This is a genomic window from Streptomyces sp. A012304 (genome assembly GCF_026008495.1).
In the GTDB taxonomy this organism is placed as follows: Bacteria; Actinomycetota; Actinomycetes; order Streptomycetales; family Streptomycetaceae; genus Streptomyces.
The window spans coordinates 119,135-141,479 of sequence record NZ_BQUN01000188.1; the positions used below are offsets into that span (position 1 = coordinate 119,135).

At 71.2% G+C, this 22,345-nt stretch carries 21 protein-coding genes; 9 read left to right on the forward strand and 12 right to left on the reverse strand.

Features of this window, described 5'->3' with window-relative positions; all coding sequences use genetic code 11:
* Positions 1–6: 6 nt before the first annotated feature.
* Positions 7–675: a peptide-methionine (S)-S-oxide reductase MsrA gene (msrA, locus tag ALMP_RS38530; protein ID WP_264936634.1), complete on the reverse strand. Its 669-nt coding sequence runs from the start codon at positions 673–675 to the stop codon at positions 7–9.
* A gap of 65 nt (positions 676–740) precedes the next feature.
* Positions 741–1,859, reverse strand: coding sequence for a hypothetical protein (locus ALMP_RS38535; protein WP_264936635.1), 1,119 nt, complete (start codon positions 1,857–1,859; stop codon positions 741–743).
* A 155-nt stretch (positions 1,860–2,014) separates the two neighbouring features.
* Here ALMP_RS38535 and ALMP_RS38540 point away from each other — a divergent pair, with 155 nt between their 5' ends.
* Positions 2,015–3,169 carry a cystathionine gamma-synthase gene (locus ALMP_RS38540; RefSeq protein ID WP_264936636.1) on the forward strand — a complete coding sequence of 385 codons (1,155 nt, stop codon included), beginning with the start codon at positions 2,015–2,017 and terminating at the stop codon, positions 3,167–3,169.
* A 1-nt stretch (position 3,170) separates the two neighbouring features.
* On the opposite strand, the gene ALMP_RS38545 is transcribed toward ALMP_RS38540, so the two are convergent.
* The 3 genes from ALMP_RS38545 to ALMP_RS38555 form a co-directional block, all read right to left on the reverse strand.
* Positions 3,171–3,419, reverse strand: coding sequence for a hypothetical protein (locus ALMP_RS38545; protein WP_264936637.1), 249 nt, complete (start codon positions 3,417–3,419; stop codon positions 3,171–3,173).
* A gap of 73 nt (positions 3,420–3,492) precedes the next feature.
* Complete coding sequence (locus ALMP_RS38550; protein WP_264936638.1) at positions 3,493–3,993, reverse strand: sigma factor-like helix-turn-helix DNA-binding protein; 501 nt, start codon at positions 3,991–3,993, stop codon at positions 3,493–3,495.
* 135 nt (positions 3,994–4,128) lie between these two features.
* Entirely contained in the window at positions 4,129–4,635 is a 507-nt protein-coding gene (locus ALMP_RS38555; RefSeq protein ID WP_264936639.1) for a MarR family winged helix-turn-helix transcriptional regulator, read from the reverse strand.
* A gap of 163 nt (positions 4,636–4,798) precedes the next feature.
* Here ALMP_RS38555 and ilvA point away from each other — a divergent pair, with 163 nt between their 5' ends.
* The 3 genes from ilvA to ALMP_RS38570 all read left to right on the forward strand — a co-directional run bounded on the left by ilvA (position 4,799) and on the right by ALMP_RS38570 (position 8,113).
* Entirely contained in the window at positions 4,799–6,028 is a 1,230-nt protein-coding gene (ilvA, locus tag ALMP_RS38560; RefSeq protein ID WP_264936640.1) for a threonine ammonia-lyase, read from the forward strand.
* 241 nt (positions 6,029–6,269) lie between these two features.
* Positions 6,270–7,259, forward strand: coding sequence for an ATP-binding cassette domain-containing protein (locus ALMP_RS38565; RefSeq protein ID WP_264936641.1), 990 nt, complete (start codon positions 6,270–6,272; stop codon positions 7,257–7,259).
* On the forward strand, positions 7,256–8,113 hold the full coding sequence (locus ALMP_RS38570) for an ABC transporter permease (protein WP_264936642.1): 858 nt from the start codon (positions 7,256–7,258) through the stop codon (positions 8,111–8,113). Before ALMP_RS38565 ends, ALMP_RS38570 begins: the two co-directional genes overlap by 4 nt.
* 75 nt (positions 8,114–8,188) lie before the next feature.
* Here the strand turns inward: ALMP_RS38570 and greA are convergent, their stop codons facing one another.
* Both greA and ALMP_RS38580 read right to left on the reverse strand, forming a co-directional pair.
* The gene (greA, locus tag ALMP_RS38575; protein ID WP_264936643.1) at positions 8,189–8,689 is read right to left on the reverse strand and encodes a transcription elongation factor GreA; all 501 of its coding nucleotides are present in this window, start codon (positions 8,687–8,689) and stop codon (positions 8,189–8,191) included.
* Positions 8,690–8,878: 189 nt separating this feature from the next.
* Complete coding sequence (locus tag ALMP_RS38580; RefSeq protein ID WP_264936644.1) at positions 8,879–9,277, reverse strand: DUF4307 domain-containing protein; 399 nt, start codon at positions 9,275–9,277, stop codon at positions 8,879–8,881.
* A 181-nt stretch (positions 9,278–9,458) separates the two neighbouring features.
* Here ALMP_RS38580 and mca point away from each other — a divergent pair, with 181 nt between their 5' ends.
* The 3 genes from mca to ALMP_RS38595 all read left to right on the forward strand — a co-directional run bounded on the left by mca (position 9,459) and on the right by ALMP_RS38595 (position 12,836).
* A complete protein-coding gene (mca, locus tag ALMP_RS38585) occupies positions 9,459–10,319 on the forward strand; it encodes a mycothiol conjugate amidase Mca (RefSeq protein WP_264936822.1) in 861 nt (286 codons plus the stop codon).
* A complete protein-coding gene (locus tag ALMP_RS38590) occupies positions 10,312–10,563 on the forward strand; it encodes a hypothetical protein (protein ID WP_264936645.1) in 252 nt (83 codons plus the stop codon). Before mca ends, ALMP_RS38590 begins: the two co-directional genes overlap by 8 nt.
* A 239-nt stretch (positions 10,564–10,802) precedes the next feature.
* Entirely contained in the window at positions 10,803–12,836 is a 2,034-nt protein-coding gene (locus ALMP_RS38595; RefSeq protein WP_264936646.1) for a thioredoxin domain-containing protein, read from the forward strand.
* 48 nt (positions 12,837–12,884) lie between these two features.
* On the opposite strand, the gene ALMP_RS38600 is transcribed toward ALMP_RS38595, so the two are convergent.
* Entirely contained in the window at positions 12,885–14,078 is a 1,194-nt protein-coding gene (locus ALMP_RS38600) for a glycosyltransferase family 2 protein (RefSeq protein ID WP_264936647.1), read from the reverse strand.
* Positions 14,075–15,301, reverse strand: a complete 1,227-nt coding sequence (locus ALMP_RS38605; protein ID WP_264936823.1) for a glycosyltransferase — start codon at positions 15,299–15,301, stop codon at positions 14,075–14,077. The genes ALMP_RS38600 and ALMP_RS38605 overlap by 4 nt, the downstream gene beginning before the upstream one ends.
* A gap of 555 nt (positions 15,302–15,856) precedes the next feature.
* Here ALMP_RS38605 and ALMP_RS38610 point away from each other — a divergent pair.
* Together ALMP_RS38610 and ALMP_RS38615 are read left to right on the forward strand one after the other, a co-directional pair.
* Positions 15,857–17,338 (forward strand): glycosyltransferase family 39 protein, encoded by a 1,482-nt coding sequence (locus ALMP_RS38610; protein WP_264936648.1) that lies wholly within the window; start codon positions 15,857–15,859, stop codon positions 17,336–17,338.
* 50 nt (positions 17,339–17,388) lie between these two features.
* Entirely contained in the window at positions 17,389–19,872 is a 2,484-nt protein-coding gene (locus ALMP_RS38615) for a galactose oxidase early set domain-containing protein (RefSeq protein WP_375803605.1), read from the forward strand.
* 2 nt (positions 19,873–19,874) lie between these two features.
* Here ALMP_RS38615 and ALMP_RS38620 read toward each other — a convergent pair whose 3' ends face one another.
* The 3 genes from ALMP_RS38620 to ALMP_RS38630 form a co-directional block, all read right to left on the reverse strand.
* Positions 19,875–20,606 carry a Mut7-C ubiquitin/RNAse domain-containing protein gene (locus ALMP_RS38620; RefSeq protein ID WP_264936649.1) on the reverse strand — a complete coding sequence of 244 codons (732 nt, stop codon included), beginning with the start codon at positions 20,604–20,606 and terminating at the stop codon, positions 19,875–19,877.
* A gap of 33 nt (positions 20,607–20,639) precedes the next feature.
* Positions 20,640–21,269: a TetR/AcrR family transcriptional regulator gene (locus ALMP_RS38625; protein WP_264936650.1), complete on the reverse strand. Its 630-nt coding sequence runs from the start codon at positions 21,267–21,269 to the stop codon at positions 20,640–20,642.
* Positions 21,270–21,393: 124 nt separating this feature from the next.
* Positions 21,394–22,107 carry a hemolysin III family protein gene (locus tag ALMP_RS38630; RefSeq protein WP_264936651.1) on the reverse strand — a complete coding sequence of 238 codons (714 nt, stop codon included), beginning with the start codon at positions 22,105–22,107 and terminating at the stop codon, positions 21,394–21,396.
* Between the last annotated feature and the right edge of the window lie 238 nt (positions 22,108–22,345).

Genomic DNA, 22,345 nt, shown 5'->3' on the forward strand with positions numbered 1-22,345 from the left:
TGCCGCTCAGCCGTCCGCCCTGGCCACGCCGATCGGGCAGGACACGCCCGTGCCCCCGATGCCGCAGTAACCCGCCGGGTTCTTGTCGAGGTACTGCTGGTGGTACGCCTCGGCTGGGTAGAACGCGCGGTCCTGCGCGGGGCGGATCTCCGTGGTGATCGTGCCGTAGCCGGAGCCGGTGAGGACCTTCTGGTAGGCCTCTCGGGAGGACTCGGCGGTGGCGGACTGCTCGGGGGTGTGGGTGTAGATCGCGGAGCGGTACTGGGTGCCCACGTCGTTGCCCTGGCGGAAGCCCTGGGTCGGGTCGTGGGACTCCCAGAAGGTCTTCAGCAGCCGCTCGTAGGAGACGATCGCGGGGTCGAAGACCACGCGGACGACCTCCGTGTGGCCGGTCAGGCCCGAGCAGACCTCCTCGTAGGTGGGGTTCTCGGTGTAGCCGCCCTGGTAGCCGACCAGCGTCGTCCACACGCCCGCCGGGAGCTGCCAGAACTTGCGCTCCGCGCCCCAGAAACAGCCCAGGCCGAAGTCGGCGGTCTCCAGGCCCTCGGGGTAGGGGCCCAGGAGCGGGTTGCCGAGCACGGTGTGGCGGTCGGGGACGGAGAACGCGGGCTCCGGGCGGCCGCGCAGAGCCTGCTCGGGCGTCGGGAGCTGGGGTGTACGGCTGTGCAGGAACATGCGGTCTCCAATCGGGGGTCCGGGCATGTCAACGTGCGGGCGGCACGCCGCATTCCGGCCCCGCGTCAGTGCGGCAGGGTCGCCGGGCTGCCGCCGTTCGCCTCGTAGCCCGCCACCGCCAGCGCGCGGTACACCGCGAACTCCGCCGCCGGGTCGGGCGAGAGCGTCCACGGCAGGGCGCCCACGTGGCCGTCGACGTGTATCAGCTGGTTCATCGCCTCGGCCCAGCGCTCGGCACGGACGAGGAAGAAGACCAGCAGATGGCGCACGTGCGCCAGCATCGGGTCGTCGGGGCGGGCCGAGTGCACCGCGTGCAGCGCGCCGTGGATCGCCTTCGTCACGGTCTCGCTCTGGTAGAAGCTGCTGACCAGGTTCACCTCGGGGAGGTGCTCGAACACCGCGAACAGGGGCATCGCCGCGAGGAGGGAGCCCTGCGGCGCCCTCGCCGCCGCGGCCTCCGAGAACGACATCGCCGTCTCCCGCGAGCCGTGCCACTTCTCGCACCAGTAGTGCAGGGCCGCCAGATGCGCGCCCATGTGCGCCGGGGCCCGGTCCAGGATCCTCAGCCAGAGCTGCTCGAACTCCGTCTGCGAGTAGTTCAGGCCACGGGCCACCGACAGCTCGACGATGTACGGGATCGGGTCACCGGGGGAGAGCAGCGCCGCCTGCCCGCAGGCGTCCTTCGCCTCCTCCATGATGATCCGGAAGTCGTCGGTGCCCGGCGTCGACGTCCGCCACGCCTGCTGCACCAGGAACTCGGCGTGCACCGCCGCGCCGCCCGCGTCCTTGGGGGCCTCGGTCCGCCACACCCGCAGCCACTGCCCGCCCGGCGTGTCACCGACCCCGCCCGGCCGCTGCTGGAGCTCCAGCGCCGCCGCGCCGGCGAAGGCCTGCACACGCTGCCAGCGCGACTCGCCCTCGGTCTCCGTACCGGCCAGCAGCTGCTGGGCCGCCCGGTAGTCCTGGGTGCGCTGCACGACGTCCAGGACGTCCAGCAGGTCCTGGTCGGGGCCGGGCATGCGGATGTCCAGCTCCTCCGTGCGCGCGAAGCCGTAGTTCGCCGGGTCCGCGGCGTCCGGATGGCCCGCCGGGACCTGCTCGATCATGCCGCGCCTGCGGCGCAGGAAGGGCAGCAGCACGAAGCTGAGCATGACCAGCGCGATCAGGACCCAGAGAATCTCCATGCCTCAAGGGTTCCAGACGCCGCCGACAATTGGCCAACCCCCTCCGCCGGACCTGTGGAAAACCTCCCGGCACGGCCTCCCCGGCACCGGCGGCCGGGCACCCGGTGCGCCGCCCGTCCCGCACCTCGCGCTCCGGCGCACTACGCTCGATGCCCATGAGCGACAGGCACATCAGTCAGCACTTCGAGACCCTCGCGATCCACGCGGGCAACACCGCCGATCCCCTCACCGGCGCGGTCGTCCCGCCGATCTACCAGGTCTCGACCTACAAGCAGGACGGCGTCGGCGGCCTGCGCGGCGGCTACGAGTACAGCCGCAGCGCCAACCCGACCAGGACCGCCCTCGAGGAGAACCTGGCCGCCCTCGAGGGCGGCGTACGGGGTCTCGCGTTCGCTTCCGGACTGGCGGCCGAGGACTGCCTGTTGCGTACGCTGCTCAGCCCGGGCGACCACGTGGTCATCCCGAACGACGCGTACGGCGGCACGTTCCGGCTGTTCGCGAAGGTCGTCTCGCGGTGGGGCGTGGAGTGGTCGGTGGCCGACACCGGCGACCCGGCCGCCGTGCGGGCCGCGATCACCCCGAAGACGAAGGTGGTGTGGGTGGAGACCCCCTCCAACCCGCTCCTCGGCATCACCGACATCGCCGCCGTGGCCCAGGTCGCCGGGGACGCCGGCGCCCGGCTCGTCGTCGACAACACCTTCGCCACCCCCTACCTCCAGCAGCCGCTGTCGCTGGGCGCGGACATCGTCGTGCACTCGCTGACCAAGTACATGGGCGGTCACTCGGACGTCGTCGGCGGCGCGCTGATCGTGAGCGACCGGGACCTGGGCGAGGAACTGGCGTACCACCAGAACGCGATGGGCGCGGTCGCCGGGCCCTTCGACTCGTGGCTGGTGCTGCGCGGCACGAAGACGCTGTCGGTGCGCATGGACCGGCACAGCGAGAACGCCACGAAGATCGCCGACATGCTGACCCGGCACGGGCGCGTGACCCGCGTGCTGTACCCGGGCCTGCCCGACCACCCCGGTCACGAGGTCGCCGCCAAGCAGATGCGCGCCTTCGGCGGCATGGTGTCGTTCCAGGTGGAGGGCGGCGAGGAGGCGGCCGTCGAGGTCTGCAACCGGGCCGAGGTGTTCACCCTCGGGGAGTCCCTGGGCGGTGTCGAGTCCCTGATCGAGCACCCGGGGCGCATGACGCACGCGTCCGCGGCCGGCTCGGCCCTGGAGGTGCCGGGCGACCTGGTGCGGCTCTCCGTCGGCATCGAGAACGTCGACGACCTCCTGGAGGACCTCCAGCAGGCCCTCGGCTAGTTCACCAGCCGGTCAGGGGTGGGGTCGTCCGTGACGGCGGCTCCGCCCACGGCTCGACGGCGATCGCCCAGACGGTGAACGCCAGGGCCGCCGCGCAGAGCAGCAGCCACAGCAGGCGTCGGGCGAGCGTCCGCAGGCGCAGTATGCGGTTGCCCGCGCGGACGACGTCCGCGTGCAGCTCCGCCGGCACGCGCGGCGCCGTGCTCTCCATGATCTGCCGTGCCGCGGCTTCCCGCGCGGGCCGGTTCACCGGACCCTCCCCCCGCCGCCCGACCGTCGGCCCGCCTGCCGCACGCCCCTCGCGGTGCCGGGTCCCGCTCCGCTCATGACGCGGCCGCCTTCGCGCCCATGGCCGCCGCCGTCCGCTTCCGCGGCGGATGCAGCAGCGTCGACGTCGCGCGGTCGCAGACGGTGTGGACGCGCTCGGTGGGCAGGCCCAGCAGGGCCGCCACCTGTTCCTCCGCGACGCCTTCGTAGAGCCTGAGCACCAGGATCAGGCGTTCCTGCGGTGTCAGCCCGGCCAGGGGGCCGATGGCGCGGGGGCGGATGCGGCCGAGGGCGCCGTGGTGCCACAGGCCGTGGGCGAAGCGGGTGGCGAGGTACCGGCGGGTGCGGTCGTAGGGGTCCTCGCCGCGCAGCCGGTCCCAGCACGCGTACGTGTGCGCGAGGGCCAGTGTCAGCAGCCGTCGCGCGCGCGGGTTGTCGTCGGGCGCCTCCGCCGTGAGCAGGGTGGCGGCGTGCAGCAGCCGCCCGCCCGCGCCGGCGACGAACGCCTCGAACTCCCGGGCCCGGCGGGCACTCCGGTCCGCATGCCTTGTCCGCACCGCGCCTCCCGCCTGCCGGCGTCCCCCTGGAAACGGGTCCCGGCGGCGTACGGGGACCCGGTCTCATATGAGGCCAGCGGCGGGCCGTCGGTCAAGAGCCGCGCACGCGCGGGATGCGCGGCTCGCGCGCCGGCGTCAGGAAGCGGGCGTGGGCTCCGCGCCCGGCAGGCCGTGCGCGGCCATCCGGGCGGACAGGGCACTGTTGAAGCGCGTGAGGAGCGTGCAGAACGCCTCGCGCTCCTCCGGCGCCCAGTCGTTCGTCAGCTCGGCCATCAACTGACGGCGGGAGGAGCGCACTTCCTCCAGCCGGGACATCCCGCGCGGGGAGAGCTGGAGCACCACGGCACGCCCGTCCTCGGGGTGCGAGGTGCGCTTGACCAGGCCCGTGTCCACGAGCGGAGCCACCTGCCGGGTGACGGTCGACGAGTCGATGCCCATGCTCGCGGCGAGCGCCTTGACGCCCATCGGCCCCTCCTTGTCGAGGCGGCTGAGCAGCAAGTACGCGGCGCGGTCCATGGAGTTGCGCACCTGCCCGACCCCGCCGAGCCGGGTCTGTTCCGCACGGCGCGCGAACACCGCGACCTCGTGCTGCAGCGTGTCGAGGAGACCGGTGTCACCGACGGTCGTCATGTCCATCGACATTTCAGGTGTTGTGGGCATGGCCGGGGGCTCACTTCATGAAGGGGGTGCTGGGTTGGGGGACAGGGTACGCGGCCGGAAGGCGGGTCGTACCGGCGCTGCGCAAACCCGTCCCGCTGGTTGGTCACAGCGGTCGTTCCCGCCTGTGAACTGCGATGCTGGTGTCATGAGCTACGGCACGGCTGACTCCTTGCGGCCCGTCACCCTCGACGACGTGCGCGGCGCGCAGAAGATGCTCTCGGGCGTGGCGCGGGTGACCGCGATGGAGGGCAGCAGGCATCTGTCCCAGCTCGTGGGCGCGCCGGTGCACCTCAAGTGCGAGAACCTCCAGCGGACGGGTTCGTTCAAGCTGCGCGGCGCCTACGTCCGTATCGCGGGGCTGCTGCCGGAGGAGCGGGCCGCCGGGGTCGTCGCCGCGAGCGCCGGCAACCACGCGCAGGGGGTCGCGCTGGCGTCGTCGCTGCTGGGGGTGCGTTCGACGGTGTTCATGCCGAAGGGCGCGCCACTGCCGAAGATCAGCGCGACCCGGGAGTACGGCGCCGAGGTGCGGCTGTACGGCCAGGTGGTGGACGAGACGCTGGCGGCGGCGCAGGAGTACGCGGCCGAGACGGGCGCGGTGTTCATCCATCCCTTCGACCACCCGGACGTCATCGCCGGGCAGGGCACGGTCGGGCTGGAGATCCTGGAGCAGTGCCCGGAGGTGGGCACGATCGTCGTCGGCATCGGCGGCGGGGGGCTCGCGGCGGGTATCGCGGTGGCGGTGAAGGCGCTGCGGCCGGACGTGCGGATCGTGGGCGTGCAGGCGGAGGGGGCGGCGGCGTACCCGCCGTCGCTGGCGGCGGGGCGTCCGGTGTCGTTGCGCCACCCGGCGACGATGGCCGACGGCATCAAGGTCGGCCGGCCGGGCGATGTGCCGTTCGGGATCGTCGGCGAGCTGGTGGACGAGGTGCGCACGGTGTCGGAGGACGCGCTGTCCGCCGCGCTGCTGCTGTGCCTGGAGCGGGCGAAGCTGGTCGTGGAGCCGGCCGGGGCGAGTCCGGTCGCGGCGCTGCTGAGCGAGCCGGGCGCCTACGAGGGGCCGGTGGTCGCGGTGCTGTCCGGGGGCAACGTCGACCCGGTACTGATGGAGCGCGTGTTGCGGCACGGTATGGCCGCGCAGGGCCGCTACCTGGCCGTACGTCTGCGGCTGACCGACCGGCCGGGGGCGCTCGCGACGCTTCTCGGGGTGTTGTCAGTGGTGGACGCTAACGTCCTCGATGTGAGCCACGTCCGGACCGACCCTCGGCTCGGGCTCACGGAGGCGGAGGTCGAGCTGCACCTGGAGACGAAGGGCCCGGCGCACTGCGTCGAGGTCGGCCAGGCCCTGCGCGACGCGGGGTACACCGTCATCGACTGAGGTCAGGGGCCTCTTTCCGGGATTGCGTCACTCGTTCGAGCAACTCCGTTGTGAGACGCGATACATCGCGTTATGGTGTGTCTCACGCCCCCCGTCCCGTCCGCCGCGACGGGGCGTGTCTCACGTGCCCCCCCGTTCCGTCCCCCGCGACGCCTGCCGCGTCACACGTCGGGCGGTACGAAAGGCGCGAACCTGGGCTTTTCCGAACCATTCCCGAATCCCCAACGACGTGGAGACCTATATGCCAGGCGCCATCTACGCCGAAGGCCTGGTCAAGACCTTCGGCGACGTCAAGGCTCTGGACGGCGTCGACCTCGACGTCCCCGAAGGCACCGTCCTCGGCCTGCTCGGGCCCAACGGCGCGGGCAAGACCACCACGGTCCGCTGTCTGACCACCCTGCTGCGCCCCGACCGCGGCCGGGCCGTCGTCGCCGGCGTCGACGTGTTGAAGCATCCCAACGAGGTGCGGCGCTCGATCGGACTGTCCGGCCAGTTCGCCGCGGTCGACGAGTACCTGACCGGCCGGGAGAACCTCCAGATGGTCGGGCAGCTCTACCAGATGCGGGCCGGCGCGGCGAAGGCCCGGGCCGCGGAGCTGCTGGAGCAGTTCGACCTCACGGACGCCGCCGACCGCACGACGAAGACCTACTCCGGGGGCATGCGCCGCCGCCTCGACCTGGCCGCCGCGCTGGTGGTCTCGCCGCCCGTGATGTTCATGGACGAGCCGACCACCGGCCTCGACCCGCGCAACCGCCAACTGCTGTGGGACGTGATCAAGCGGCTGGTCTCCGGCGGTACGACCCTGCTGCTGACCACGCAATACCTGGAAGAGGCCGACCACCTCGCGCACGACATCGCGGTCGTCGACCACGGCCGGGTCATCGCCCGCGGCACCTCCGACCAGCTCAAGGCCCGTACCGGCGGCGAGCGCGTCGAGGTCGTGGTGCACGAACGCGAGCACATACCCACCGCCGCCGAGGTGCTGGCCGGCTTCGGCAAGGGCGAGACCACCGTCGAGGAGCACACCCGCAAGCTCACCGTGCCCGTCACCGGTGGCGCGAAGCTCCTCGCGGAGGTCATCCGCGAGCTGGACGCCCGGGGCATCGAGATGGACGACGTCGGACTGCGCCGACCCACCCTCGACGACGTCTTCCTCTCCCTTACGGGACACATGGCCGAGGTGAAGGAAGACGACCAGAGCCCGGACGACAAGAAGGGGACCGTGAAATGAGCGCCGCCACCGACACCGTCCGGGGAGCCGCCCCCGGCCACCCGCTCGGGCAGTCCGTCCGCGACTCGCTGGTCGTTGCAAAACGCAACCTGATCAGAATGTCCAGGATCCCCGAAATGGTGATCTTCGGACTGATACAGCCCATCATGTTCGTGGTGCTGTTCACCTATGTCTTCGGCGGGTCGATGCAGATCGGCGGCAGCACCAGCGCCACCGACTACAAGAACTTCCTCATGGCGGGGATCTTCGCCCAGACCGTCACCTTCGCCACCGCCGGCGCCGGCGCGGGCATCGCCGACGACATGCACAAGGGCCTCATCGACCGCTTCCGCTCGCTGCCCATGGCCCGCGGCGCGGTGCTCACCGGCCGCACCCTCGCCGACCTCGTGCAGACGGCGCTCACCCTGCTGGTCCTCGCCGTCGTCGCCGTCCTGGTCGGCTGGCGCGTCGGCTCCGACGGCAACACCGACGCCGGCCGCGTCCTGGCCGCCTTCGGCCTGCTGCTCCTGCTCGGCTACGCCTTCACCTGGATCGGCGCCCTCATAGGCCTGTCCGTGCGGACCCCCGAGGCGGCCACCTCCGGCGGGCTGATCTGGCTCTTCCCGGTGACGTTCATCTCCAACGCGTTCGTGGACACCAGCAACATGACGCCCTGGCTGCGCCACATCGCCGAGTGGAACCCCTTCAGCGCCACCGTCCAGGCCTGCCGTGTGCTGTTCGCCAACCCCGGACAGTCGACGTCCGACGCCTGGCCCATGCAGCACCCGGTCTGGGCCTCGCTGATCTACTCGGTGCTGATCGTGCTGATATTCCGCACGCTGGCGGTGCGCAAGTACCGCTCGGCGACGGCCTGAGCCCAGGCGCGCGGACCGCATGACGAGACCCCCGGCGCCGCGGGGCACCGGGGGTCCGTCCGAAGGTCTGGTCCGTCAGCCGTTGTACGGCTCGGCCTTGAGGATGCGCACGGAGGCCTTCTTGCCGTTCGGCAGCTCGTACTCCGCGTCCTCGCCGACCTTGTGGCCGATCACGCCGGAACCCAGCGGGGACTGCGGCGAGTAGGTCTCGACGTCGGCGCTCGCGTACTCACGCGAGGCCAGCAGGAAGGTCAGGGTGTCGTCCTCGTCACCGTCGAAGGCGATCGTCACGACCATGCCGGGCGCCACCGCGCCGTCCGCGGAGGCGGGAGCCTCGCCGACCTTCGCGTTCTCCAGGAGCTGGGTCAGCTGGCGCACACGGAGCTCCTGCTTGCCCTGCTCCTCCTTGGCCGCGTGGTACCCGCCGTTCTCGCGCAGGTCGCCCTCCTCGCGCGCGGCCGCGATCTTGGCGGCGATCTCCGTGCGCGCAGGACCAGTAAGGTACTCAAGCTCATCCTTGAGCTTGTTGTACGCCTCCTGGGTCAGCCAGGTGACGTTCTCGCTGGTCTGGGTCACAGGTGCTCCTCGTCGGTACTGGGAATACAAAGCTCGCCCTACCCGGAAGCATGTTCCTCCAGGGATGGGCGAAACCACGAGCCTAACAATTCAGTGGCCAAAGGGGGAGGACATAAGCCACCAGAATTACGTCGACGCAGGTCAGCGCCTATGTATCGCCTATGTGCCCGCGGGCCGCGCCGGGGGCGGTCAGTCCGCGTGGCAGCCGAGCAGCTCCGCCGTCGTGCCCCGGGAGGTCGTACGCAGGGTGACGACCTCGTCGATCCGGGTGTCCGAGCCGGAGAAGCGGAAGTCCGCCCGGCCCACCTCGGCGCCGTTCTCGGCCTGGGAGCGGACCGTGCAGTAGCCGCTCGCGCCCGCGTCCTTGCGGACCTCGAGGTGCACCCGCACCGAGTCGTCCGCGATCTGGAAGGCGATGACCTCGCCACTGATCTTGTTCTGGCCGACGTAGTGATAACCGAAGTAGCCCACCACCGCGATCAGCAGTGCGCCGAGGACGGCGCCGACGACCTTGAGCGTGCGGTCGGCGCGCTCGTCCGAGGAACGGCCGTACCGGTTCTCGGGTGCGCGCGTGCTCGCCGTACTCATGATCGTCCTCTCGGCCTGGCCACCGGTCGGGCGGACGGAGGTCCGAAAACCGAGCTGCCCGACGGTGCTCCGGAATTAATGCCCGCCCGATTCGGTCACTATAGAAGCCGCCGATCGCACCCCCTCCCACGGGGGCGCCGACTGACTGAGGATTTGAGTCTTGACTGACCAGCTGCGACTGATGGCCGTGCACGCCCACCCCGACGACGAGTCGAGCAAGGGCGCGGCCACCATGGCGAAGTACGTGTCCGAGGGGGTGGACGTGCTGGTCGTGACCTGCACGGGCGGGGAGCGCGGCTCCATCCTCAACCCGAAGCTCCAGGGCGACACGTACATCGAGGAGCACATCCACGAGGTACGCAAGAAGGAGATGGACGAGGCCCGCGAGATCCTCGGTGTCAGGCAGGAGTGGCTCGGCTTCGTCGACTCCGGCCTGCCCGAGGGCGACCCGCTGCCGCCGCTGCCCGAGGGCTGCTTCGCCCTGGAGGACGTCGACAAGGCGGCCGGCGAGCTGGTGAAGCAGATCCGCTCGTTCCGCCCCCAGGTGATCACCACCTACGACGAGAACGGCGGCTACCCGCACCCCGACCACATCATGACCCACAAGATCTCGATGGTGGCGTTCGAGAGCGCGGACGACACCGAGAAGTACCCGGAGGACGAGTTCGGGCCCGCCTACCGGCCGCTGAAGCTCTACTACAACCAGGGCTTCAACCGTCCCCGCACCGAGGCGCTGCACCAGGCGATGCTCGACCGCGGCCTGGAGTCCCCCTACGGGGAGTGGCTCAAGCGCTGGGACGAATTCGGCCAGAAGGAGCGCACGATCACCACGCACGTCCCGTGCGCCGACTTCTACGAGATCCGCGACAAGGCGCTGATCGCGCACGCCACGCAGATCGACCCCGACGGGGGCTGGTTCCGGGTGCCGATGGAGATCCAGAAGGAGGTCTGGCCGACGGAGGAGTACGAGCTCGCGAAGTCGCGCGTCGATACCTCCCTCCCCGAGGACGACCTCTTTGCGGGCATCCGAGACAATGCCTGACATGAGCGCAAGCGTGAGCCTGGCAGTGACGCAGTTCGCCACCCTCGCCAAGGAGGTGGACGAGGACAAGGTCACCCCCGGCGTCCTCGGTTTCATCGTCTTCGCGGTGATGGCGCTGGCGGTGTGGGGCCTGATGAAGTCCATGAACAGGCACATGGGCAAGGTCGACTTCGAGGAGACCCCGGACTCCGAGGACGCCTCCGGCGCGGGCGCGCCGGGCAAGGCCTCACCGGCGAAGGGCTGACGCTCGGGGCCACGGCGGGGCGGTGCCGAGACAGGCGCCCCGCCGTGCCGGCCTCGGCACCACCCGGCACGCCGCACGCGACGCCGGCGGGCCGACTCGGCCGGCCGGCGGCCCGGCGTGCGCGACTGCCGTCGATTCGCCCTGCCGTGCGGCCGAGCCCGCCGGCGGCGGCAGCCGGGTTCCGTCGTCGCACTCCCATGGACGCGTCACGGGCCGGGTACTGCGGCAGGATGGATTCCATGGCGAACCGACTGGCCCATGAGACGTCCCCCTACCTGCTCCAGCACGCCGACAACCCGGTCGACTGGTGGCCCTGGTCGGCGGAGGCGTTCGAGGAGGCGCGCAGGCGGGGTGTGCCCGTGCTGCTGAGCGTCGGCTACAGCAGCTGTCACTGGTGCCATGTCATGGCCCACGAGTCCTTCGAGGACCAGGAGACCGCCGACTACCTCAACGAGCACTTCCTCAGCGTCAAGGTCGACCGCGAGGAGCGGCCCGACGTCGACGCCGTCTACATGGAGGCCGTGCAGGCCGCCACCGGGCAGGGCGGCTGGCCCATGACCGTGTTCCTCACCCCGGACGCCGAGCCCTTCTACTTCGGCACGTACTTCCCGCCCGCCCCCCGCCACGGCATGCCGTCCTTCCGGCAGGTGCTGGAGGGTGTCAGCCAGGCCTGGACCGGCCGCCGGGAGGAGGTCGCGGAGGTCGCCGGGAAGATCGTGCGGGACCTGGCGGGACGGGAGATCTCGTACGGCGACTCGCGCGCGCCCGGCGAGCAGGAGCTGGCGCAGGCGCTGCTCGGGCTGACCCGGGAGTACGACCCGCAGCGCGGTGGATTCGGCGGGGCGCCGAAGTTCCCGCCGTCCATGGTCATCGAGTTCCTGCTGCGGCACCACGCGCGCACCGGGGCCGAGGGTGCCCTCCAGATGGCGATGGACACCTGCGAGCGGATGGCCAGGGGCGGCCTGTACGACCAGCTCGGGGGCGGGTTCGCGCGGTACTCCGTGGACCGGGACTGGGTGGTGCCGCACTTCGAGAAGATGTTGTACGACAATGCGCTGCTCTGTCGGGTCTACGCCCATCTGTGGCGGGCCACCGGATCCGAACTCGCCCGGCGCGTCGCCCTGGAGACCGCCGACTTCATGGTGCGGGAACTGCGCACCGCCGAGGGCGGGTTCGCCTCCGCGCTCGACGCCGACAGCGACGACGGGACGGGCCGGCACGTCGAGGGCGCGTACTACGTCTGGACGCCCGAGCAGCTCACTGAGGTCCTCGGCGCAGCGGACGCGGAGCAGGCCGCCCACTACTTCGGGGTGACGCGGGAGGGCACGTTCGAGCACGGCTCGTCCGTCCTGCAACTCCCGCAGCACGAGGGCGTGTTCGACGCGGAGAAGATCGCGTCGGTCAAGGAGCGGCTGTTGGAGGCGCGGGGGAGGCGGTCCGCGCCCGGCCGGGACGACAAGGTCGTCGCCGCCTGGAACGGCCTGGCGATCGCCGCGCTCGCCGAGACCGGCGCCTACTTCGACCGGCCCTACCTGGTGGACGCCGCCGTCGCCGCCGCCGACCTCCTGGTCCGGCTGCACCTCGACGACCGGGCACGGCTGACCCGCACCAGCAAGGACGGGCAGGCCGGGGCCAACGCGGGCGTGCTGGAGGACTACGCCGATGTGGCGGAGGGGTTCCTGGCCCTGGCCTCCGTCACCGGGGAGGGCGTGTGGCTGGAGTTCGCGGGCCTCCTGCTCGACCATGTGCTCGCGCGGTTCACCGACCCAGAGTCCGGCGCGCTGTACGACACCGCCGCGGACGCCGAACGGCTCATCCGGCGGCCGCAGGACCCGACCGACAACGCGACGCCCTCCGGCTGGTCGGCCGCCGCGGCGGCCCTCCTCGGCTACGCCGCCCACACCGGTTCCCAGCCGCACCGCGCCGCGGCGGAGCGGGCGCTGGGCGTCGTGAAGGCCCTGGGCCCGAGGGTGCCCCGGTTCATCGGATGGGGCCTCGCCGCGGCCGAGGCGCTGCTCGACGGCCCGCGCGAGGTGGCGATCGTCGGACCGTCAGCGGAGGACCCGGGCACACGCGAGCTGCATCGCACCGCGCTGCTGGCGACCGCGCCGGGGACGGTGGTCGCCTGCGGCACACCGGACAGCGAGGAGTTTCCGCTGCTCGCCGACCGTGTGCTGATCGACGGCAGCCCGACGGCGTACGTCTGCCGCGGATTCGTCTGCGATCTGCCGGTGACGGACGCGGCGGCCCTGCGGGAGAAGCTCGGAGCGTGAGGGGCCGGCGGGCCCGGGGGCCAGGTCCCGGGCCCGCCGGCAGTCGGGTCAGCCCAGCGGATCCGGTACCGGCTCCGCCACCTTCTCCGGCGCGACCCGGGGGACCGCCGCGGTCTGCCGCGTGCGCAGACGGCCGTAGAGCCAGCGGTCCACGACCAGGAAGCGGGCCGTGAAGACGATGACCATGGCGAGGGCCGTGGCCGGGAGGGCCGTCATGCCGCCGGCGCCGATGAACAGCGCGGCCAGCGGGATACGGGCGACCAGGTCGATGTTGCCGACGGCCGCGAACGACAGCAGCCGTACCCCGCGCCGGCGGTGGCGGCGCTGGTTGCGGTAGACGAAGGAATCGATCAGGGCGAAGTTCCACAGCAGCCCGGCCTGATTGGCGATGATCTCCGCCGGGGCGTAGTGGAGGCCGGGCGCCCAGCCGGTCAGGAACCAGAGCAGGGCCAGGTTCGGGACGAAGCCCGAGAGGCCGATCAGGCCGAAGACCACCGCACGGGCCCGGGGATCGGCGGTGCGCAGGGTGATCAGGTGGCGCAGGAAGCGCATGCCCTCCCGGGCCGTCGACTTGGACTCGCCGGCGTGCCGCTCACCGAAGGCGTACGGCACCTCGGCGATGCCGCGCGGACGGCACCGTACCGCCAGCTCCAGGAGGATCTTGTAGCCGAGCGGTTGCAGACCCTCGTCCTGGGCGGACGCGCGGTCGACGGCCGTGCGGCGGATGGCGAAGAAGCCGCTCATCGGGTCGGTGAGCCCGCTCAGCGCGCGGGGGAAGAGGGACCTGGTGACCAGCGTCGAGGCGCTGGAGACCAGCCTGCGGTAGCCGCCGTCCAGTCCGCTGCGGTCGCCGCCGGCGGCGTAACGGCTGGCCACGACCAGTTCGGCGCCGGCCGCCTCGCCCCGGGCGATCAGTTCGGGTATCAGCTCCGGCGGGTGTTGCAGATCGGCGTCGATGACGACGATCCACGGGGCCGAGGCCCGGGCCATGCCCTCCACGACCGCGCCGCCCAGGCCGCCCTCGGGGACGGCCCGGTGGTGCAGGACCACCGGGACGGCGCTGCACGCCGCCGCCTCCTCGATCACCTCGCAGGTGTGGTCCGTGGAGTCGTCGGCGAAGACCACCTCCGCGCGGGTCCCCGCGGGGATCGCGGCGCAGACGCGGGCCAGCAGCTCACGGATGTTGTCGGCTTCGTTGAAGGTCGGGACGACGATGGACACGTCGGCGGGCAGCGCCGTCACCGTGCCTCCTGGGGCTGCGGGGTCTGGACGGGGAGGTGGGCGCCGACGTGCGAGGTCAGCTCCCAGTCGCGGCGGCCGGTGTACTCGCGCCACACGGCACGCAGCGCGGCGGCGGCCAGGATCACGGCGTAGACCGGGCCGCCGAGGATCAGCCTGGCGTAGTGCCCGAAGCCGATGCGGAAGCCGTACTCGCGGCCGAAGTCGTGCAGTGCGACCGCCTCGAAGACGATCATGGCGGCCATCGGCAGCATGGGCAGCCAGGCGAACATCGAGAACGGCAGCGGGACGCCGCCGATGACGGCGAAGAGGATGCCCAGCGGGATCATCACACCGGTCGCGGCCTGCACGAACGGCGTGCTGAGCGTGTAGCGGGCGAGCATCCGCTGCCCGAAACCGGGCAGCCGGCGCCACTCGCCCTTGCGCAGCACCTGAAGGAAGCCCTGGTTCCAGCGGGTGCGCTGCTTGTAGAGCGCCTTGATCGAGTCGGGCGTCTCCTCGCGGGTGACCAGCGCCGAGTGGTAGGCGACGACGACCTTGGCGCCGCCGCTGGACAGCCGGACGCCCAGGTCGCAGTCCTCGGCGAGGCAGTTGCCGTCCCAGCCGCCGGTCTCCCGCAGCAGCGCGGACCGGACGAAGACGGTGTTGCCGCCGAGCGGGATGAACCCCTTGCGGGCGTGCAGGTGCAGCCGGCTGCGGAACCAGAAGAAGTACTCCAGACAGTTGCGCAGGCTGTACCAGCTGCTCTGGTAGTTGATCAGCTGGACGCCGCCCTGGACGACGTCGGCGTTCTCCCGCCGGAAGGCGAAGTCGACATGGGTGAGCAGCTCGGGGTGGACGACGTCCTCGGCGTCGAAGACCCCGATGACCTCGCCGCGGGCGTGCGGCAGCGCCGTGTTGAGCGCCCGGGGCTTGTTCTTCTTGTCGTGGGTGTCGACCACCGTGCGCACCTTGTCGGGGTGCTCGTCGGCGAGTTCATGGGCGATGGCGGCGGTGCCGGGGTCGTCGTGGCCGACGATCAGCAGGATCTCGTAGTCGGGGTGGTCGATGCGCAGCATCTGCTCCACCGTGTGCCGCAGCACGGCCTCCTCGTGGCGGGCCGGCACGAGCAGGGAGAAGGACAGGTCCGCTCTGCCGTCGGGTGTGGCGAAGGCCGTCGACTCCAGCGTCTCCGGGGTGCGCCAGGCGTGCAGCATCCACCACAGGGTCACGCCGGCGGCGGCCATGAGGACGATCGAATCGATGAAAAGAATGGCGGAGACCACGAATTCCCCCCTCGGTATTTCTTGGTCAGCCATGGTTGAAGAAGGGTTCGACGGTGTGTGAACCCATGTGTTCAGTGGGGCGATCCCGTCCTTCTGTGGCCCCCCGGCCGACGGGACTTCCAGCACTGCTCGCGAGCTCTTGTGCGCGGAGTTTTCGCGCATGATCGACGTAGGTCCACGAGCAAAGTAGGGCCGAAGTTAGCAGGTTCGGCATTTCCCCCGCAATGTGGCCCTGGCGTGATGATCATGTTCCAAGCGGAAGCGCAAGTTCTGTACACGTCCGGCTACAACGTGTGCCATGATGCTCCGGCATGCCTGATTCCGGGGGGTTTCGAGGGGGAGGCCCACGGCTGTTTCAGGCCTCAGAAGTGGGTGGGGGGATTCCGTATGGGGACTGCTATATCGCACACCCGTGCGCGTGACAGGTCCGGCACAGACGTATTCGAACATTCCTCTTCCGATTCCCGGCCGGAGTCCGGGGATTCGGGTGACGGCCGCACCTCCATACGCGGGAGCGTGTTACGGAAGGATTATTTCTGGGTTGCGCCCGTCCTTCTTCTCGGCCTCCTCACGAGGATCCTGGGAATCGGGAATTTCCCCTTTCCCAACGACGACGAGGGCACCTATCTCGCGCAGGCGTGGGCCGTACAGCACGGCGAACTCGCGCATTACACCTACTGGTACGACCACCCGCCGCTGGGCTGGATGCAGCTGGCCGCCTTCTCCTGGCTGCCCGACTGGCTCCTGCCCGACCTGCCCACCTTCGTGCAGGGGCGGATCGCGATGCTGCCGGTGGCCGCCGCGTCGATGGTCCTCGTCTATGTGATCGGCCGGCGCCTCGGCCTCGCCCGCCCCACGGCCGCCGCGGCGATGCTGCTGTACGCGCTGTCGCCGCTCGCGGTGGTCCTGCACCGGCAGATCTACCTGGACAACTTCGCCGTGCTGTGGGTGCTGGCGTCCTTCGCGTTCGCGCTGTCGCCGCGCCGTCACCTGTGGCACCACGTCGCCGCCGGCACGGCCTTCGCCCTGGCGGTGCTGTCGAAGGAGACCATCGGCGTCCTGCTGCCGGTGCTGCTGGTCACCCTCTGGCAGGGCAGCCACCCCAGCACCCGCAAGTTCTCCTTCGCGGGCTTCGGCTCCGGGTTCGTCCTGACCGGCCTGTTCTATCCGCTGTACGCCCTGCTCAAGGGCGAGTTGTTCCCCGGCGCCGGACATGTGTCGCTGCTCGGCACGCTCAAGTTCCAGCTCGGCGGGCGCGAGGGCAGCGGATCGGCCTTCCAGGAGGGCACCGACGCCCACCAGCTGTTCACGGACTGGCTCGACCGCGACCCGTACCTGCTGATCGGCGGGGCCGCGGCGGCGATCTGCGCCTTCGCGGTCCGCCGGCTGCGGCCGGCCGCCCTCGCGGTGCTGGTCCTCGCGCTGGTCGCGCTCAGGCCCGGCGGCTACCTGCCGCAGATGTACATCGTGCAGGTCCTGCCGTTCCTGGCGCTCACCCTGGCCGGGCTCACCCAGGCCCTGGTGACGCGCCTGCCCGGCCGGCCGCGGCTGCGGGCCACCGCCGGCGTCGCCGCCGTGGCCGTCGCCGCGGTGCTCGCCGGCCCGCACTGGTACGAACGCGACCGCACCGCCACGACCGCCGCCGACAACGGCGTCTACCACGACGCCGCCCGCTGGCTGCGTGAGACGCCCGTCGGCGACCGCTCCGAGGTGCGCGTCGTCACCGACGGCGTGCTCTGGCTCGACGCGGTCGAGGCCGGCTACCGGCCGGGCACCGGTGCCATCTGGCACTACAAGCTCGACCAGGACCCCGCGGTCACCAAGACGCTGCCGCACGGCTGGAAGGACATCGACTACGTCGTGTCCACCGCGGCCCTGCGCGGTGAGCGCGAACACCTGCCCACGCTGCGGGACCTGTTCGCGCACGGCACCCCCGTCGCCACCTTCGGCGAGGGCGGCGGCCGGATCGACATCCTCCGCATCGAGAACGACAAGTGACACACGGGCCCCCGCCGTGACCGGGGGCCCGTATCCCAGGGGGGACTCATATGTACGGAGCCCGAAGACCAGCATGGCGCCGTCCGCTGCCCCGGGGCAGCACACCCCGGCTGCTGCTGACCGCCCTCATGCTCTTCGCCGCCGCCCTCGGGCTCAGCCCGCTGGGCGCCCAACCCGCCACCGCCGCCACCAACCTGGTCAAGAACCCCGGCCTGGAGACACTCGACGGGCCCAGCCAGTTCCCGCAGTGCTTCGAGAAGTCGGGCTGGGGGGACAACGACTTCAGCTTCACCGTCACCGACGACGCCCACTCCGGCAGCCGCGCCGTCCGCATCGAGCTGACCCGGCGCGCCGACGGCGACCGCAAGACGATGATGCTGGAGAACACCTGCGCTCCGCAGGTCACGCCGGACCACCAGTACGACCTGTCGTTCTGGTACAAGTCCACGACACCGAACGTGGCGTTCACCCTCTTCCGGCACGACACCACCCTGGGCTGGGTCTACTGGACCGACCTCAAGACCCTGGAGCAGTCGGCCGGCTGGAGCCGCACCGAGGTCCGCACCCCGGTCATCCCGCCCGGCACCGACCGGATCACCTGGGGCGGCGCCCTCTACGGCGTCGGCACCCTCACCACCGACGACTACACGATGACCGACGCCACCGTCCCCTCCGAGACCGACCCCTGCACCACGGGCGGCACGGGACCGGAGTGCAAGGGCGAGTGGACCGTCCAGACCACCGAGATGCCCGTCCGGGCGATCCACTCGGTGCTGCTGCACACCGGCAAGGTCCTGCTGATCGCCGGCTCCGGCAACGACCTCGACATGTTCGAGGCCGGCACCTTCAAGACGTCCGTCTACGACCCGGTGGCCGGCACCTACACCGACATCCCGACGCCGGAGGACTTCTTCTGCGCCGGGCACGTCCAGCTGCCCGACGGCCGTGTGCTCGTGATGGGCGGCAACAAGGACTACGCCGCACCCGACGGCAGCGTCGGCTACAAGGGCCTGCGCTCCAGCTATGTCTTCGACCCGGCGCAGAACAAGTACACCAAGGTCAACGACATGCTGGCCGGCCACTGGTACCCGTCGGCGACCGCGATGGGCAACGGTGACGTCGTCTCGCTGGGCGGCCTCGCCGAGGACTCCTCGGGCACGGTCGTCAACGAGCACTTCTCCCACGCCCAGAACAAGTGGTTGCCGCTCGGCGAGGCCAAGCAGGCCTGGTCCTTCTGGGGCCTGTACCCGTCGATGATCCTGCTCCAGGACGGCCGCCTCTTCTACACGGGCAGCCATGTCTTCGGCAACGGCCTGCCCGGCACCGGCGCCTCGGTCTACGACTACGACGCCGGCACGATCGCCGACGTACCCGGTCTGCGCAAGAAGGACGAGCGGGACCAGTCGATGTCGGTGCTGCTGCCGCCCGCCCAGGACCAGAAGGTCATCACCATCGGCGGCGGCAACCACACCGTCTCGCCCGACGCGCACCGGCTCGTCGACGTCATCGACATGAAGGCCGACTCACCGCGGTACGTGCCCGGGCCGGACCTGCCGCAGGGCCACTACCAGGACGGCAGCCCGCAGACCGGCGGCGAGGGCAAGGTGTACGTCTCGGCGGTCATCCTCCCGGACGGCAAGGTCCTGGAGACCGGCGGCGCCCTGCACACCTACCGCGAGGACCCCGTCTTCGAGGCGTCGATGTACGACCCGGCGACCAACACCTTCGAGCCGGGCCTGGCCACCGACCCGGTCCCGCGGACCTACCACTCCTCGTCCCTGCTGCTGCCCGACGGCCGTGTGCTGAGCGTCGGCGACAACCCGGGCGACGGCTCCTTCGACCAGCGCGTGTCCGTCTACAAGCCGCCGTACCTGTTCAAGGGCGACCGGCCGCGGATCACCTCGGTGGCGAACACCACCTGGGCGTACGGCACCGCGCAGCGCATCACGGTCGACAAGCCGGTGGTCAAGGCGTCCCTGATCCGCCCGGCCGCGATCACCCACTCCTCCGACCCCAACCAGCGCTATGTCGACCTGCCGATGACGGTCGAGGGCAACACCATCGACCTCAGCCTGACCAGCAACCCCGACCTGGCCCCGCCCGGCTGGTACATGCTCTCGGTCGTCGACGCGGCCGGCGTGCCGTCGGTGTCGAAGTGGGTGCGCGTCGGCCCGGACGGCCAGGTCGCCCAGGCCCGCGTCCAGGAGTTCGCGGCGGACCTGGAGGAGGCCCCCGCGAGCAAGCGGAGCACGGCCAGCCCGAAGAGCAGCGCCAGGACCGACCACCAGCACAACCAGGGCCACAAGGGCCACAAGATGCCCGAGGGCTACGACGGCTGCGACCACGCCTACGGCACCGTCAGCCAGTGTGTGCCGTGGACGTTCCCGAAGAAGGTCGCCAAGGCGGAGCGGTGCGACTGGCTCCGGGAGAAGGGCTACGGCACCGGCCTGAAGGTCCACGGCCGCGACCGCCACGGCCTGGACCGCGACCGGGACGGCGTCGCCTGCGCGAAGGGAGACGTGAGCCGGACGTAGCGTCAGCGCCCGCCCGCGAACTCCGTGAGGGCGCGCTCCACGATGGCCTCCAGCTGCTCGTGGTGCGCGCCCTTCCAGTACGCCCGCCCGCACTCCCGGCACTGCGCGAACACGTCGTACGACCGCTGCGTGCCGTGCTGCAACTGGTCGGCGACCTCGTCCTTGGTGGCCTCCTTCAGCAGGCCGTTGCAGGCGGTGCAGCGGCTCCAGGGGCGCAGTTCGGGGGCGAACCGGTCGAGGACGTCGCGGAGTTGCTCGTCGGGGCGGGTGCTGTAGACGAACGCGCCCGCCCACAGCTCGCGGCGGCGCAGCAGGCCCCGGTCGCGGCTGAGCATGACCCGCTTCTCGGCGGCCGAGCGGGCGGCGAGCGCCGGGTCCCCGATGTCGGTCGACTCGTACGCCGTGTCCACGCCGAGCAGCCGCAGCCGGCGGGCGAGGGTGCCGAGATGCACGTCGAGGAGGAAACGCAGCGGCGCGCCCGGCACCCGCTGGGGGCGCGGGACGGGCCGGACGCTCACCGACTCGCCGTGCGCGGGGATGTGCGAGAACGGCACCTGGGCGCCGTCGACGAGCAGGGTGCCGACCTCGGTCAGCGGGACGCCGAGGGACTCGACGACATGGCCGAGCGTGGAGACCCCGTCGACGGCGAGGGCGTGGGCGCCGGACCGCCGGGCGTGCGGGACGAACAGGGCCAGTTCGGGGGCGATTTCGACGTGGATCTCGGGTGTGCTCACCCGGTCAGGATGGCACGGGGCAGCGGCTGGACCTCAGCGGTTTTCCCGCGACAGGCCGCGGTGGAGGACATCCACCGCGCGGTCCATCAGCGCGGGCAAGTCCTCGGTGTGGTCTTTCTCGGCCCAGTACAGGGAGGTCTCCATCAGGCCGCCGACGAGGGACATCGCGTACACCCGGACCTCCAGGCTGTCGGGGTCGCGGCCGGTGCGTTCACCGATGGCGGCGCAGAGCATCCGGCCGGTGACCGACATGCTCTCCATCATCCGGGAGCGCACCGCCGGGACCTCGACCATCAGCCGGGTGCGCCGCCGGGCCACGTCGAGGCCGTCTCCCAGGTCCGTGCGGACGGCCTCCCGCAGCACGTGCCGGATGCTGTCCGTCCACGGTTCGCCGGCGGGCCGGGAGCGCAGTTCCGCCAGCAGGGCCGGGTCGCGCTCGTCCGTGAGGACGATGTCCTCCTTGGTCGGGAAGTAGCGCAAGACGGTCGACGGCGACACCTCGGCGCGCTCCGCGATCTGCTCGATCGTGGTGGCCTCGTACCCCTGCTCGTCGACGAGCGCGTAGGTCGCGGCGCGGATCGCCTCGCGGGTCTTGATCTTCTTGCGCTCGCGGAGTCCGAGCCGCGGGCGGTCGGCGGGGGCGGTGGTGCGTGCGGCCGTCATGTGGTCATTGTCGGGCATCCGCCCCAAGGTGACCACGGCCGGGACGCGGGCGGGGGGTACGCGAAAAGGGCCACGACCGGCAGGTCATGGCCCTTCTCGGAGGGTGGGGCAGGCGCGGGACGGCCTACGCGTGCTGGTACGCCACCAGCGAGATGCCGACGTAGTGGACGACGAACGCGGCCAGCGTGAGGGAGTGGAAGACCTCGTGGAAACCGAACCAGCGCGGTGAGGGGTTCGGGCGCTTGATGCCGTAGATCACGCCGCCCGCGCTGTAGAGGACGCCGCCGACGATCACCAGGACGAGGACGGCGATGCCGCCCGTGCGCAGGAAGTCGGGGAGGAAGAAGACGGCCGCCCAGCCCATCGCGATGTAGCAGGGGGTGTACAGCCAGCGCGGGGCGCCGACCCAGAACACCCGGAAGGCGATCCCGGCCAGGGCGGCGGCCCAGATACCCCACAGCAGCCACTGCCCCTTGGAGTCCGGCAGGAGCAGCAGGGTCAGCGGGGTGTAGGTGCCCGCGATGATCAGGAAGATGTTCGCGTGGTCGAGGCGGCGCAGGATGCCGTCCATGCGCGGGGTCCAGTCGCCCCGGTGGTACAGCGCGCTCACGCCGAACAGCAGGCAGGCGGTCAGGGCGTAGATGCCGCAGGCTATGCGGCCGCGGGTGGAGTCGGCGAGCGCGGTGAGCACGAGGCCCGCGATGAGGGCGGCCGGGAACATCCCGAGATGCAGCCAGCCGCGGAGCTTGGGCTTGACCGGATGCGGCAAGGAAAGCGCCACGGGACCACGGCCGGCGGCCGGCGTGTCCGTGGGCGCGTCGGGGGCGGACGCAGTCATGACCCGCATCGTACCGACGGAACCGTAAGTCACGGATCAGTCAGGCGAGATGAGCGGGGAAGAGTGGCCATCGTCTCATGATGGGCGGATTGCGTGGGGAGGACCCGTCCTGGGTACACGTGGTGAGCCTCACGCCGCTCATCTGTGACGCCCCCTGGACAGATGGGCCGAGGCGTCGGATGATCAAATGAGTGCAGTCGGCACCGGATGAGCGCTCAGCAGCTCGCTGCGAAGCATC